Origin of the sequence: Pseudomonas eucalypticola (genome assembly GCF_013374995.1) — a bacterium.
Classification (GTDB): Bacteria; Pseudomonadota; Gammaproteobacteria; order Pseudomonadales; family Pseudomonadaceae; genus Aquipseudomonas; species Aquipseudomonas eucalypticola.
Genome location: NZ_CP056030.1, coordinates 2,081,552 through 2,094,885 on the forward strand (window position 1 = coordinate 2,081,552; position 13,334 = coordinate 2,094,885).

Here is a 13,334-nt window from a genome sequence, read left to right on the forward strand (position 1 = left end):
TGACCAACTCGCCTAACAAACCCAGGTTGCGCTGCTGGGCTGGTCCAGGTAAGTGCGCAGGTGCCAGGCGAAGTCATCACGGCTGATGGACCGCGCGCCCAGGCTGATCAGGTGGTCGGTGGGCATCTGGCAGTCGATCAATTCGAAGCCGGCGCCCTGCAGGTGGCGCACCAGGGTAGCGAAGCCGACCTTGGAGGCGTTGTCGGCGTGGCTGAACATCGACTCGCCGAAAAACAGCCGGCCCATGGCCAGACCGTAAAGGCCGCCTACCAGGGTGTCGCCGTCCCATACCTCTACCGAATGCGCCAGGCCCTGCTCGTGCAACTTGATGTAGGCCGCCTGCATGCTGTCGGTGATCCAGGTGCCATCGGCGTAGGCGCGGGGGCCAGCGCAGGCCCGGATCACCGCGGGGAAGTCCTGATCGAAGCTGACGCGGTAGCGCTGTTGGCGAAGCACCTTGGCCAGGCTGCGGGACACATGCAGTTCGGCAGGAAATAGCACCGTGCGCGGGTCGGGGGACCACCACAGGATGGGCTGGCCGTCCTGGTACCAGGGGAAGCAGCCATGGCGGTAGGCCTGCACCAGGCGCTCGGCGCTCAGGTCGCCACCGGCGGCCAGCAATCCGTTGGGCTCGCGCAGGGCCTTGTCCAGCGGGGGGAAGCTCAGGTCGTTCTTCTTTAACCAGGTCAGCATGGGGTCTTTTGCGGTGGGGGAGGGGAGGATGCGTGGCCTGACGGGGCATTGGCAGGTCCCGAGCCAGGCGCTTTGAGGGCAGTATTGAGGATAAAAACCCCTGCCTGCAACTCCGCGCGCATCTCGCGGTCGTAATCCTTCGCCATCTCGTTTGAAAAGCCTGCATAAGCCTTTGTCACGAAAGGTAATGCATGCTCCAATTGGCTGGCGCCAGACGCGCTGGGCTATGCTGTGGCGAACCCGTACAATGCGCCATTCATTTGCATGATTTTTTTAGTCAATCATCCGTTGTGCGCGCCCAAGGGCGCAGGAAAAGACCTGTTTTGAAGAAATCCACCGCGACACCCAATCCCGTAGTGCCCCTGTGGCGTCAGCAAATGCACTACCGGCTCAAGGAAGGTGCCCTGATCGCCATGGGCGCCTTGTGCCTGTACCTGTGGATGGCACTGCTCACCTACGACCAGGCCGACCCGGGCTGGAGCCACACCAGCACGGCCCATGAGGTGCAGAACGCTGCCGGCCGCGCCGGGGCCTTCGCGGCTGACATCCTGTTCATGGTATTGGGCTACTTCGCCTATATATTTCCGTTGCTGCTGGCGGTGAAAACCTGGCAGATCTTCCGTGAACGGCACCAACCCTGGCAGTGGAGCGGCTGGCTGTTCTCCTGGCGGCTGATCGGCCTGGTGTTCCTGGTGCTGTCCGGTGCCGCGTTGGCGCACATCCATTTCCATTCCACGCCAAACCTCCCGGCCTCGGCGGGCGGTGCCCTGGGCGAAAGCCTCGGCGACCTGGCCCGCAACGCCCTGAACACCCAGGGCAGCACCTTGCTGTTCATCGCCCTGTTCCTGTTCGGCCTGACGGTGTTCACCGACCTGTCGTGGTTCAAGGTCATGGACCTGACCGGCAAGATCACCCTCGACCTGCTGGAACTGGTGCAGGGCGCCGCTGGCCGCTGGTGGGCCGCGCGCAACGAGCGTCGCCGCCTGGAAGCGCAGTTGCGCGAGGTAGACGTGCGCGTGCACGACGTGGTCGCGCCCGTGACACCGGACCGTCGCGAGCAGGCCAAGGCCAAGGAGCGCATCATCGAACGGGACGTGTCGCTGGCCAAGCACACCAGCGAGCGCGAGAAGCAGGCGCCACCGGTGATCATGCCGGCCCCGGCCATGGCCAAGGCGCCAGAGCCGAGCAAGCGCGTGCAGAAGGAAAAACAGGTGCCGCTGTTCATCGACAGCGCGGTGGAAGGCACCTTGCCGCCCATCTCGATCCTCGACCCGGCGGAAAAGAAGAAGGTCAACTATTCGCCGGAATCCCTGGCGGGCGTGGGCCACCTGCTGGAAATCAAACTCAAGGAATTCGGCGTCGAGGTGTCGGTGGACTCCATCCACCCGGGCCCGGTCATTACCCGTTACGAGATCCAGCCGGCCGCGGGCGTGAAGGTCAGCCGCATCGCCAACCTGGCCAAGGACCTGGCGCGGTCCCTGGCCGTGACCAGCGTGCGCGTGGTGGAAGTGATTCCCGGCAAGACCACCGTGGGGATCGAGATTCCCAACGAAGACCGGCAGATCGTGCGTTTCTCCGAGGTGCTATCGTCGCCCCAGTACGACGAAGCGAAATCGCCGGTCACCATGGCCCTGGGCCATGACATCGGCGGCAAGCCGGTCATTACCGACCTTGCCAAGATGCCCCACCTGCTGGTGGCCGGTACCACCGGTTCCGGTAAGTCGGTGGGCGTGAACGCCATGATCCTGTCGATCCTGTTCAAGTCCAGCCCCGAAGACGCCAAGCTGATCATGATCGACCCGAAAATGCTCGAGTTGTCGATCTACGAAGGCATTCCGCACCTGCTCTGCCCGGTGGTCACCGACATGAAGGACGCCGCCAACGCACTGCGCTGGAGCGTCGCCGAGATGGAACGGCGCTACAAGTTGATGGCGGCCATGGGCGTGCGTAACCTCGCCGGCTTCAACCGAAAGGTCAAGGACGCCCAGGAGGAGGGCACGCCGCTCACCGACCCGCTGTACCGTCGCGAGAGCATGGACGACGAGGCGCCACTCTTGAAAACCCTGCCGACCATCGTGGTCATCGTCGACGAATTCGCCGACATGATGATGATCGTCGGCAAGAAGGTCGAAGAGCTGATTGCCCGTATCGCCCAGAAGGCCCGTGCCGCCGGTATCCACCTGATCCTGGCCACCCAGCGCCCCTCGGTGGACGTGATCACCGGCCTGATCAAGGCCAACATCCCCACCCGCATGGCGTTCCAGGTGTCGAGCAAGATCGACTCCCGGACCATCATCGACCAGGGCGGCGCGGAGCAACTGCTGGGCCACGGCGACATGTTGTACATGCCACCCGGCACCAGCCTGCCGATCCGCGTGCACGGTGCCTTCGTCTCCGACGAGGAAGTGCACCGCGTGGTGGAAGCCTGGAAATTGCGCGGCGTGCCCGATTACAACGAAGACATCCTGGCGGGTGTCGAGGAAGCCGGCAGCGGCTTCGAGGGTGGCGGCGGCGGTGGCGGCGACGGTGAAGACAGCGAGTCGGACGCGTTGTATGACGAAGCGGTCAACTTCGTGCTGGAAAGCCGCCGGGCGTCTATTTCCGCGGTGCAGCGCAAGCTCAAGATCGGCTACAACCGTGCGGCGCGCATGATCGAAGCCATGGAAATGGCTGGCGTGGTCACGCCCATGAACACCAACGGTTCGCGAGAAGTGATCGCCCCTGGTCCTGCGCGGGACTGAATGACCCAACCGGTTGTCGAATGAACGGCGACCGGTCTTTTTCTACTGTACGAGGATTCCCATGCGCCTGATTCGCATGCTGTTGGTTTCTGCCCTGGCCTTCTCCACGCTGCCGGCCCATGCCGCCGACCAGGACGTGTCGAGCCTGACCAAGCTGCTGGAAAATTCCCAGACCCTGTCCGCCCGTTTTTCGCAGTTGACCCTGGACGGCAGCGGCACCCAGCTGCAGGAAACCGCGGGTGAAATGGTCTTGCAGCGCCCTGGCCTGTTCTACTGGCACACCGACGCGCCGAACGAGCAGACCATGGTCTCCGATGGTCAGAAAGTGACCCTGTATGACCCGGACCTCGAGCAGGTGACCATCAAGAAACTCGACCAGCGCCTGACCCAGACCCCAGCGTTGCTGCTGTCCGGTGACGTGTCGAAGATCAGCCAGAGCTTCGACATCAGCGCCAAGGAATCGGGTGACGTGATCGACTTCATGCTCAAGCCCAAGACCAAAGACACGCTGTTCGATTCCCTGCGCCTGTCGTTCCGCAAGGGCCTGATCAATGACATGCAGCTGATCGACAGCGTCGGCCAGCGCACCAACATCCTGTTCACCGCGGTCAAGGCCAACGCCCCCGTGGACAAGAGCAAGTTCACCTTCGTCGCGCCCAAGGGCACCGACGTGATCCAGGAATAAGAGGACCCGAGCGCCGTCATGGACCTGTTTCGCAGCGAGCCCATCGCCCAGCCCCTGGCCGCCCGCCTGCGGGCCCGCAACCTGGACGAATACGTCGGCCAGGAGCACCTGCTGGCGCGCGGCAAGCCGCTGCGCGAGGCACTGGAGCAGGGCGCCCTGCACTCGATGATCTTCTGGGGGCCGCCCGGGGTGGGCAAGACCACGCTGGCGCGGCTATTGGCGGAAGTCTCCGATGCCCATTTCGAGACCGTCTCGGCGGTGCTGGCCGGGGTCAAGGAAATTCGCCAGGCCGTGGAAGTGGCCAAGCAGCAGGCAGCCCAGTACGGCCGGCGTACCATTCTGTTCGTCGACGAAGTGCACCGTTTCAACAAGTCCCAGCAGGATGCCTTCCTGCCTTATGTGGAAGACGGCACGCTGATCTTCATCGGCGCCACCACCGAAAATCCTTCGTTCGAGCTCAACAACGCGTTGCTATCGCGGGCGCGGGTATACGTGCTGAAAAGTCTCGACGAGCCGGCTTTGCGCCGGTTGGTTGACCGCGCCTTGAACGAGGAGCGTGGCCTGGGCAAGCGTCAATTACGCCTGGGTGACGAAGCCTTCGCCATGCTGCTGGCGGCCGCCGACGGCGATGGCCGGCGCATGCTCAACCTGCTGGAGAATGCGTCGGACCTGGCCGAAGACGGCGAGGAAATCGGCACCGACCTGTTGCAAAGCCTGCTGGGTGATACCCGCCGGCGCTTCGACAAGGGCGGCGAAGCGTTCTACGACCAGATATCGGCGCTGCACAAATCCGTGCGCGGCTCCAACCCCGACGGCGCGCTGTACTGGTACGCCCGCATGATGGACGGTGGTTGCGACCCGCTGTACGTGGCACGGCGCGTGGTGCGCATGGCCAGCGAGGACATCGGCAACGCCGACCCCCGCGCCCTGAGCCTGTGCCTGGCGGCCTGGGACGTACAGGAGCGCCTTGGCAGCCCCGAGGGCGAGCTGGCCGTGGCCCAGGCCATCGTCTACCTGGCCTGCGCGCCGAAGAGCAATGCCGTGTACATGGGCTTCAAGCAGGCCATGCGTGAAGCGGCCGAGTTCGGCTCCATGGAAGTGCCGCTGCACCTGCGCAATGCGCCGACCAAGCTGATGAAGCAATTGGGTTACGGTGAGGAATACCGCTACGCCCACGACGAGCCTGATGCCTACGCCGCCGGTGAAGACTACTTCCCCGACCAGCTGGAACCGCGGCCGTACTACCAGCCCGTGCCCCGCGGCCTGGAACTGAAGATCGGCGAGAAGCTCAAGCACCTGGCCCAACTGGACCGCCTGAGCCCGCGTCAGCGCCGCAAGCCTTGAGAAACCTGCAACACTCAACTGGAAACAGCCCTTCTATCCCGGTACGCTGGCCGCTAATATGGTCGGCTGCCCGGTGTCCTGCCCGCAACAAGGGCTGACCAAGACTTAATTTGATAACGAGAGACCGACATGCTCGATCCCCTGATTTTGCGTACCAAGCTCCACGAAACCGCGGATCGCCTCGCAGCCCGTGGCTACAGCCTGGACGTGGCGCGCCTGGAAGCGCTGGAAGCCCAGCGCAAGACCGTACAGACCCGCACCGAGCAACTGCAGGCCGAGCGTAACGCCCGCTCCAAATCCATTGGCCAGGCCAAGCAGCGCGGCGAAGACATCGCGCCGCTGATGGCGGACGTCGACCGCATGGCCGGCGAGCTGGCCGAAGGCAAGGCCGAGCTGGACAAGCTGCAGGGCGAGCTGGACGCCATCGTGCTGGGCATCCCCAACCTGCCGCACGAATCGGTACCAGTGGGCGAAGACGAAGACGGCAACGTCGAAGTGCGCCGCTGGGGCACCCCGGCCGACTTCGGTTTCGACGTCAAAGACCACGTCGCCCTGGGCGAAAAGTTCGGCTGGCTGGACTTCGAGACCGCGGCCAAGCTGTCGGGCGCCCGTTTCGCCCTGCTGCGCGGCCCGATTGCCCGCCTGCACCGCGCCTTGGCGCAGTTCATGATCAACCTGCACGTCACCGAACACGGTTACGAAGAGGCCTACACCCCTTACTTGGTACAGGCCCCGGCGCTCAAAGGCACTGGTCAGCTGCCCAAGTTCGAGGAAGACCTGTTCAAGATCAGCCGCGAAGGCGAGGCCGACCTGTACCTGATCCCGACCGCTGAAGTGTCGCTGACCAACATCGTTGCCGGCGAGATCCTCGACGCCAAGCAACTGCCATTGAAACTGGTTGCCCACACCCCGTGCTTCCGCAGTGAAGCCGGTGCTTCGGGCCGTGACACCCGCGGCATGATTCGCCAGCACCAGTTCGACAAGGTCGAGATGGTGCAGGTGGTCGAGCCGTCGAAATCCATGGAAGCCCTGGAAAGCCTGACCGCCAATGCCGAGCGCGTCCTGCAGGCCCTGGAACTGCCCTACCGCGTGCTGGCCCTGTGCACGGGCGACATGGGCTTCAGCGCGGTGAAAACCTACGACCTGGAAGTGTGGATTCCCAGCCAGGACAAGTACCGCGAAATCTCCTCGTGTTCCAACACCGGTGATTTCCAGGCCCGCCGCATGCAGGCGCGCTTCCGCAACCCGGAAACCGGCAAGCCGGAGCTGGTGCACACCCTCAACGGTTCGGGCCTGGCCGTGGGCCGTACCCTGGTGGCCGTGCTGGAAAACTACCAGCAGGCTGACGGTTCCATCCGTGTGCCGGACGTGCTGAAGCCTTACATGGGCGGCCTTGAGGTCATCGGCTAAATGGAGTTTCTGCCGCTGTTCCACAAGCTCAAGGGCAGCCATGTGCTGGTCGTGGGCGGGGGCGAGATCGCCTTGCGCAAGTCGCGTCTGCTGGCTGATGCCGGCGCGCTGCTGCGCGTGGTCGCCCCGGCGATCGAAACCCAGCTGGGCGAATTGCTCCAGAGCAGCGGCGGTGAAGCCGTGCTGCGCGGTTATCAGGAAAGCGACCTGGACGGTTGCCAACTGATCATTGCCGCCACCGATGACGAAGCCCTCAACGCCCAGGTGTCTGCCGACGCCAAGGCGCGTTGTGTGCCAGTCAACGTGGTGGACGCGCCAGCCCTGTGCAGCGTGATCTTCCCGGCCATTGTCGACCGTTCACCCCTGGTGGTGGCGGTGTCCAGTGGCGGTGACGCCCCGGTGCTGGCGCGCTTGATCCGCGCCAAGATGGAGGCCTGGATTCCTGCCGCCTACGGCGAACTGGCCGGCCTCGCGGCGCGCTTTCGTGCCCAGGTCAAAGGCCTGTACCCGGACGTGCAGCAACGCCGTGCGTTCTGGGAGGAAGTGTTCCAGGGCCCGATCGCCGACCGCCAGCTGGCGGGGCAGGGCGCCGAAGCGGAAAAGATGCTGGTGGAGAAAATCCACGGCCAGCCACCCCATGCACCGGGTGAAGTCTACCTGGTGGGGGCTGGCCCGGGTGATCCCGATTTGCTGACCTTCAAGGCCTTGCGCCTGATGCAGCAGGCCGACGTGGTGCTGTACGACCGCCTGGTGGCCCCGGCCATCATCGAGTTGTGCCGTCGAGATGCCGAGCGCATCTACGTTGGCAAGCGTCGCGCCGACCACGCCGTCCCTCAGGACCAGATCAACCAGCAACTGGTGACCCTGGCCAAGCAAGGCAAGCGCGTGGTGCGGCTCAAGGGCGGCGACCCGTTCATCTTCGGCCGTGGTGGTGAGGAAATCGAAGAGCTGGCGGCCCATGGCATCCCCTTCCAGGTGGTGCCGGGCATTACCGCGGCCAGTGGTTGCGCGGCTTACGCCGGCATCCCGCTGACCCACCGCGACCATGCCCAGTCGGTACGCTTCATCACCGGCCACCTCAAGGACGGCACCAGCGACCTGCCTTGGGCAGACCTGGTGGCGCCGGCCCAGACCCTGGTGTTCTACATGGGCCTGGTGGGCTTGCCGATCATCTGCCAACAACTGATTGCCCATGGCCGTGCTGCTGATACGCCGGCAGCACTGGTGCAGCAAGGCACCACGGTCAACCAGCGCGTGTTCACCGGCACCCTGGCCGACCTGCCACGGTTGGTCGCGGAGCATGAAGTGCATGCGCCGACGCTGGTCATCGTGGGGGAAGTGGTGCAGTTGCGCGAGAAACTGGCGTGGTTCGAAGGCGCTCAGCGCACTGTGTAAGGCCCTGACCCGGTCTGGCGGGCGCTGCTACACGGTTTTCCCGTAGCAGCGCCCCCCAGGTCGCGTCCCACGCTCAACCCGCAAAAATCCCACGCCCCGCCAACCGCCCGCGGTCGTGCGCTACGGAAAAATCCTGCGCCGGTCCCTTCGGCACAATGCCTGTCGGGTTGATGGTGGCATGGCTGCCATAGTAATGATGCTTGATGTGCTGGAAATCCACCGTCTGCGCCACGCCTGGCCACTGGTACAGCTCACGCAGCCAGTTCGACAGGTTCGGGTAATCGACGATCCGGCGCAAATTGCACTTGAAGTGCCCGTGGTACACCGCGTCAAAGCGAATGATCGTGGTGAACAAGCGCACATCCGCCTCGGTCAGGTACTCTCCCGCCAGGTAGCGCTTTTGGCCCAGCAGGGCTTCCAACCTATCCAGCTCGGCAAACACTTCATCGAACGCCTGCTCATAGGCCGCCTGCGACGTGGCAAAGCCTGCGCGATACACGCCGTTGTTCACCGCTGGGTAGATCGCCTCGTTCAGGGCCTCGATTGCCGGCCGCAAGGGTTCCGGGTACAGGTCCAGCGTATTGCCAGTCAGCGCGTTGAAGGCGCTGTTGAACATGCGGATGATCTCCGCCGATTCATTGCTGACGATCCGCTTGAGTTGCTTGTCCCACAGCACCGGCACGGTCACGCGCCCGGTGTAATCCGGGGTTTCCGAGGTGTAACGCTGGTGCATGAAGGCAAACCCGTCGAGCTTGTCGCCGGTCGAGCCCAGGGAAGTATCGAAGGTCCAGCCATTCTCGCGCATCAGCCAGCTGACCACAGACACGTCGATCAGGCTTTCAAGCCCCTTGAGCTGACGCACGATCAGCGTGCGGTGCGCCCACGGGCAGGCCAGCGAAACATACAGGTGGTAACGGCCGGCCTCGGCCTTGAAGCCGCCTTCGCCGCTGGGGCCCGGGCTGCCGTCCGCGGTGACCCAGTTGCGGCGTTTGGCTGCTTCGCGCTGGAACGCACCGTCTTTGCTGCTTTCATACCACTGGTCATGCCAGCGCCCTTCGATCAGCAAGCCCATACCCTGTACTCCCGGCAGATTTCATAAGCGTTGGAGTCCAGTGTACGGGCCGCAGTTCGAATAAATAGCGCAAAACCCCGGCGGTATCTATCGGCTAGATCGATCTATCGCGGGCGTCCCAGTACTGGCGTGCTGTCGCAAAGGCGTCATCACGGTTTTTGCCCAGGCCGCGCAAGGCCAAGGCCATGGTCGAGATCAGCGCCATCTCGCCATAGCTGTCCTCGGCGTCGCCCCGCCATACCGCCAGCAGGTGCGTCGGGTCCAAGGTGGCCGGCTTGACGTGGCGCTGGGCCGAGAGCTGCGGCCACTCTTCGTCCCAGCTCTGGCCGCCGGTGGTGCCATACAGATGACTGGGGCTGTCCGGGTTGACTTCGATCTCGCCGCCATCGCCCTTCACCACGATAGCGTGGTCGCCCAGCAGGCCGCTGGCATCGCGGTGCACCGCCTGGTAGCCAGGGTGGAAGATGCTCTGCAGGCCACAACGGGCACCCAGCGGGTTGAGAATGCGTGCCAGGGAGTGGATCGGCGACCGCAGGCCCAACGTATTGCGCAGATCAATCATGCGCTGCAACTGCGGCGCCCAGTCCACCAGCGGCGCGAACGCCAGGCCATGGCTGTCCAGCGCCCGGCCCACCGCGTCCCAGCCACGGGCCAGGGGAATGCCGACGGTGCCCAGCAATTGTTCGGTATACAGGCGCCCAGCGGTGTGCGCGCCGCCGCCGTGGATCAGAATGCGCACACCGTTGCCGGCCAGGCACTTGGCCGCCAGCAGGTACCAGGGCAGGTGGCGCTTCTTGCCGGCGTAGGTGGGCCAGTCGATGTCCACGGTCAGTGGGGGAGGCCTGAGCCGAGCGCGCAAGGCCTCAGTGAAACCGGCCAACTCCTCGGCACTTTCTTCCTTATGGCGCAGCAGCATCAGGAAGGCGCCCAGTTGCGCTTCCTCGACCTGCTCGTCCAGCAACAGGCCCATGGCCTCACGGGCCTCGTCGCGGGTCAGGTTGCGAGCGCCGCGCTTGCCCTTGCCCAGGGCGCGAACGAAGGGGGCGAAGGGGTGCTCGGCAGGGGTTTCCAGCAGCAGGGCGGGGTAGTCGGTCATATGCAATTGGTCGGTTTGGGCAGGCCCGCCAGCTTGGCGGCGAGTTTGGCGGGGGTGCCATTGAACAGGCGGTTCAGGTGCGGGCTGTTGCCTTTCTCGGCGCCCAGTTTCAGCGCCGTGTACTTGATCAGCGGGCGCGTGGCCGGCGACAGCTGAAACTCCTGGTAGAACTGGCGCAACACCTCCAGCACCTCCCAGTGTTCTGGGGTCAGGGCAATGCTTTCCCGCGCCGCCAAGGCTTCGGCGACAGGTTTGGACCACTCGGTCAGGTCTTCCAGAAAGCCGTTCTGGTCCAGGGCGATCGGGCGGCCATCGACAATCAGTTCGCTCATAGCCAGGTGTTGACCTTGTCGTAATCAATGGAAAGCTGCACGAAGCCTGGGTAATCCACGACCTGCGCCGTGGTGGTGAGCGCCCGCGCCTTGACATCTTCTTCCAGGGCGTAGAGCCGGCCCGCCAGGTGCGCCAGATCGTCATTCAACAGTGCGTACACCGCGTCACCGGTCAGCAGCACGCCATCGCGGGCCCCCAGCACGCGCAGGCAACTGGCCAGGCGCTGATCGCTGAAGGGCGAATGGGACAACACATGCAAGGTAGCCATCAGAGGGTAATCACCTGATCAAAACGGTCGACAAGGGCGGCCAGGGCATCATCTTCCAGCACCTGCGCCTCCAGGCTCAGCGGCACGCTGTCCAGCCCGCGGGCACGCAGGCTACTGGCAGCCACGAACAGCTCATCCACGCCAAACATCGGCAGGGCCTGCAGGTTGGCGGTCAGGTCTTTCTGTTGCACCTGGCCAGGCGCCTGCCCCGGCATCAACTGAAAAACCCCGTCATCAAGAAACAGCATGCCCAGCGGCAGGTCGAAGGCGCCGCCGGCCAGGGCAATATCCAGCGCTTCGCGCGGACCTGGGCCAGACCAGGGGGCCTGACGGCTGATGATCAACAGCGACTTGGCCATCTCATTGCCCCCCAAAAGTCACAAGGCGGTCGGCCAACTGCGCGGCCTCATGCAATTGCCCCAGCCCGGACAATTCCCAGGGCGCGGGCAGGTTGGCGGCCGGACGGTTCCAGCGCCGAGCTTCTTCTTCATTGAGCACGCCACGGCGCAGCGCTGCGGCGATGCACACCACCGCATCCAGCTGCTGCTCGGTAATAAAGGTACGCCACTGCGCGGCGATGTCCGTTTCATCCTGGGGGGCAACCACGTTGCCCGAGGCGCTGTGCACCCCGTCCTGGTAGAAGAACAAGCGGACGATCTCATGGCCGCCCGCCAGCGCCGCCTCGGCAAACCGCAGGGCGCGGCGCGAGGAGGGCGCATGGGCGGGGGAAAATACAGCGATGGCGAACTTCATGGCGCGGCTCTGTCAGCAAATCTGCCGGAATGATAAAGCCTGGCCGCCAAAAAAGCCCGCCGCACGCGCCTCAACGGCCGTCGCGTGCCTCGGGCAGGAACCAGTTCAGCACCAGCGCACAGATACCACCGGTGGCCACGCCCGACTCCAGCACGTTGCGCAGCGCCGACGGCATGTGGGCCAGGAACTCTGGCACCTGGGCCACGCCCAGGCCCAGAGCCAGGGACACCGCGATAATCAGCAACGCACGACGGTCCAGGTGGATACTCGCCAGGATATTGATGCCCGACGCCGCCACGGCCCCGAACATCACCATGGCCGCGCCACCCAGCACCGGCTCCGGTACAGCCTGGATCACCCCGGCCACTGTCGGGAACAGCCCCAGAATCACCAGCATGCCCGCGATCCACACACCAATGTGGCGGCTGGCGATACCGGTCAGCTGAATCACGCCGTTGTTCTGGGCGAAGATGGAACTGGGGAAGGTATTGAAAATGCCGGCCAACAGCGAGTTGGCACCGTTCACCAGCACCCCGCCCTTGATACGCTGCATCCACACCGGGCCTTCCACCGGTTGGCGCGACACCTTGCTGGTGGCCGTCACGTCACCGATGGACTCCAGCGACGTCACCAGGTAAATCACCAGCATCGGAATGAACAGCGCCCAGGAAAAGCCCAGGCCGAAATGCAACGGCACCGGCACCTGAAACACCGCCGCCTCATGCATGCCGGTGAAATTCAAGCGCCCCATGTAGCCTGCCAGCGCATAGCCCACCGCCAGCGCGATGACGATGGCGCAGCTGCGCATCCACACGACTGGCAGACGGTTCAGCACCACGATGATCGCCAGCACCACACCCGACAGCAGCAGGTTGTCGCCGTTGGCGAAGGTGCCGTTGGCCATCGCCGAGAAACCGCCCCCCATGCTGATCAGGCCTACCTTGATCAGTGTCAGGCCGATCATCAGCACCACGATGCCAGTCACCAGCGGCGTAATCAGCCGCTTCACGAACGGCAAGATCCGCGAAATACCCATTTCCACGAACGACCCGGCGATCACCACGCCGAAAATCGCCGCCATCACGCCTTCCACCGGCGTGCCCTGCTTGACCATCAAGGCCCCGCCGGCAATCAACGGCCCGACGAAGTTGAAACTGGTGCCCTGCACAATCAGCAAGCCCGCGCCAAATGGCCCGAAGCGCTTGCACTGGACGAAGGTCGCGATCCCGGAGATGACCAGCGACATCGACACGATCAGGTTGGTGTCATGGGGCGACACCCCCAGAGCCTGACAGATCAGCAACCCGGGCGTCACGATCGGAACAATGATCGCCAGCAAATGCTGCAAGGCCGCCAGCAGCGCGATCAAGGGGCGGGGCCGGTCTTCCAGGCCCAGCACCAGGTCCTGGTGGTCGGGCGGGGAGGGCTGTTGCTGTACGGTCATGGCAGGTGCCTTGGAAAAAAAGAGCGCAATTCTACGGACAAGCACGCCACAAGGCCACTACCCACGATAATCGGCAGATTCCCTCCGGTTTTCCTTCATC

The 13,334-nt window shown here is 64.2% G+C and carries 13 protein-coding genes; 5 read left to right on the plus strand and 8 right to left on the minus strand.

The genetic code is table 11. The annotated features are described in order from the left end of the window. Positions 1 to 12: 12 nt before the first annotated feature. On the minus strand, positions 13 to 693 hold the full coding sequence (gene aat / locus HWQ56_RS09645; RefSeq protein ID WP_176570299.1) for a leucyl/phenylalanyl-tRNA--protein transferase: 681 nt from the start codon (positions 691 to 693) through the stop codon (positions 13 to 15). 323 nt (positions 694 to 1,016) lie between these two features. Here aat and ftsK point away from each other — a divergent pair, with 323 nt between their 5' ends. From ftsK to cysG, 5 genes are all read left to right on the plus strand, one after another. Next, positions 1,017 to 3,434, plus strand: coding sequence for a DNA translocase FtsK (gene ftsK / locus HWQ56_RS09650; RefSeq protein WP_176570300.1), 2,418 nt, complete (start codon positions 1,017 to 1,019; stop codon positions 3,432 to 3,434). 61 nt (positions 3,435 to 3,495) lie between these two features. Then, positions 3,496 to 4,119, plus strand: a complete 624-nt coding sequence (gene lolA, locus HWQ56_RS09655) for an outer membrane lipoprotein periplasmic chaperone LolA (RefSeq protein WP_158156918.1) — start codon at positions 3,496 to 3,498, stop codon at positions 4,117 to 4,119. An 18-nt stretch (positions 4,120 to 4,137) separates the two neighbouring features. After that, on the plus strand, positions 4,138 to 5,463 hold the full coding sequence (locus tag HWQ56_RS09660) for a replication-associated recombination protein A (protein ID WP_158156920.1): 1,326 nt from the start codon (positions 4,138 to 4,140) through the stop codon (positions 5,461 to 5,463). Between the two features lie 129 nt (positions 5,464 to 5,592). Further along, positions 5,593 to 6,873, plus strand: coding sequence for a serine--tRNA ligase (serS, locus tag HWQ56_RS09665; RefSeq protein ID WP_158156922.1), 1,281 nt, complete (start codon positions 5,593 to 5,595; stop codon positions 6,871 to 6,873). After that, complete coding sequence (gene cysG, locus HWQ56_RS09670) at positions 6,874 to 8,268, plus strand: siroheme synthase CysG (RefSeq protein WP_158156924.1); 1,395 nt, start codon at positions 6,874 to 6,876, stop codon at positions 8,266 to 8,268. A 73-nt stretch (positions 8,269 to 8,341) separates the two neighbouring features. Here cysG and HWQ56_RS09675 read toward each other — a convergent pair whose 3' ends face one another. From HWQ56_RS09675 to HWQ56_RS09705, 7 genes are all read right to left on the minus strand, one after another. After that, a complete protein-coding gene (locus HWQ56_RS09675) occupies positions 8,342 to 9,340 on the minus strand; it encodes a glutathione S-transferase family protein (RefSeq protein ID WP_176570301.1) in 999 nt (332 codons plus the stop codon). A 94-nt stretch (positions 9,341 to 9,434) separates the two neighbouring features. Beyond that, the gene (locus HWQ56_RS09680) at positions 9,435 to 10,436 is read right to left on the minus strand and encodes a glycosyl transferase family protein (protein ID WP_176570302.1); all 1,002 of its coding nucleotides are present in this window, start codon (positions 10,434 to 10,436) and stop codon (positions 9,435 to 9,437) included. Next, the gene (locus HWQ56_RS09685; protein ID WP_176570303.1) at positions 10,433 to 10,768 is read right to left on the minus strand and encodes a TusE/DsrC/DsvC family sulfur relay protein; all 336 of its coding nucleotides are present in this window, start codon (positions 10,766 to 10,768) and stop codon (positions 10,433 to 10,435) included. Before HWQ56_RS09685 ends, HWQ56_RS09680 begins: the two co-directional genes overlap by 4 nt. After that, positions 10,765 to 11,037 carry a sulfurtransferase complex subunit TusB gene (tusB, locus tag HWQ56_RS09690; RefSeq protein WP_158156932.1) on the minus strand — a complete coding sequence of 91 codons (273 nt, stop codon included), beginning with the start codon at positions 11,035 to 11,037 and terminating at the stop codon, positions 10,765 to 10,767. The genes HWQ56_RS09685 and tusB overlap by 4 nt, the downstream gene beginning before the upstream one ends. Beyond that, entirely contained in the window at positions 11,037 to 11,396 is a 360-nt protein-coding gene (tusC, locus tag HWQ56_RS09695; protein WP_158156934.1) for a sulfurtransferase complex subunit TusC, read from the minus strand. Before tusC ends, tusB begins: the two co-directional genes overlap by 1 nt. Position 11,397: 1 nt before the next feature. Beyond that, positions 11,398 to 11,790, minus strand: coding sequence for a sulfurtransferase complex subunit TusD (tusD, locus tag HWQ56_RS09700; protein WP_158156936.1), 393 nt, complete (start codon positions 11,788 to 11,790; stop codon positions 11,398 to 11,400). A 70-nt stretch (positions 11,791 to 11,860) separates the two neighbouring features. Next, the gene (locus HWQ56_RS09705) at positions 11,861 to 13,234 is read right to left on the minus strand and encodes a nucleobase:cation symporter-2 family protein (RefSeq protein WP_158156938.1); all 1,374 of its coding nucleotides are present in this window, start codon (positions 13,232 to 13,234) and stop codon (positions 11,861 to 11,863) included. Between the last annotated feature and the right edge of the window lie 100 nt (positions 13,235 to 13,334).

Coding starts and splice junctions, on each gene's coding strand:
- aat (WP_176570299.1), bottom strand. CDS start 693: ATGCTGACCTGGTTAAAGAAGAACGACCTGAGCTTCCCCCCGCTGGAC.
- lolA (WP_158156918.1), top strand. CDS start 3,496: ATGCGCCTGATTCGCATGCTGTTGGTTTCTGCCCTGGCCTTCTCCACG.
- HWQ56_RS09660 (WP_158156920.1), top strand. CDS start 4,138: ATGGACCTGTTTCGCAGCGAGCCCATCGCCCAGCCCCTGGCCGCCCGC.
- serS (WP_158156922.1), top strand. CDS start 5,593: ATGCTCGATCCCCTGATTTTGCGTACCAAGCTCCACGAAACCGCGGAT.
- cysG (WP_158156924.1), top strand. CDS start 6,874: ATGGAGTTTCTGCCGCTGTTCCACAAGCTCAAGGGCAGCCATGTGCTG.
- HWQ56_RS09675 (WP_176570301.1), bottom strand. CDS start 9,340: ATGGGCTTGCTGATCGAAGGGCGCTGGCATGACCAGTGGTATGAAAGC.
- HWQ56_RS09680 (WP_176570302.1), bottom strand. CDS start 10,436: ATGACCGACTACCCCGCCCTGCTGCTGGAAACCCCTGCCGAGCACCCC.
- HWQ56_RS09685 (WP_176570303.1), bottom strand. CDS start 10,768: ATGAGCGAACTGATTGTCGATGGCCGCCCGATCGCCCTGGACCAGAAC.
- tusB (WP_158156932.1), bottom strand. CDS start 11,037: ATGGCTACCTTGCATGTGTTGTCCCATTCGCCCTTCAGCGATCAGCGC.
- tusC (WP_158156934.1), bottom strand. CDS start 11,396: ATGGCCAAGTCGCTGTTGATCATCAGCCGTCAGGCCCCCTGGTCTGGC.
- tusD (WP_158156936.1), bottom strand. CDS start 11,790: ATGAAGTTCGCCATCGCTGTATTTTCCCCCGCCCATGCGCCCTCCTCG.
- HWQ56_RS09705 (WP_158156938.1), bottom strand. CDS start 13,234: ATGACCGTACAGCAACAGCCCTCCCCGCCCGACCACCAGGACCTGGTG.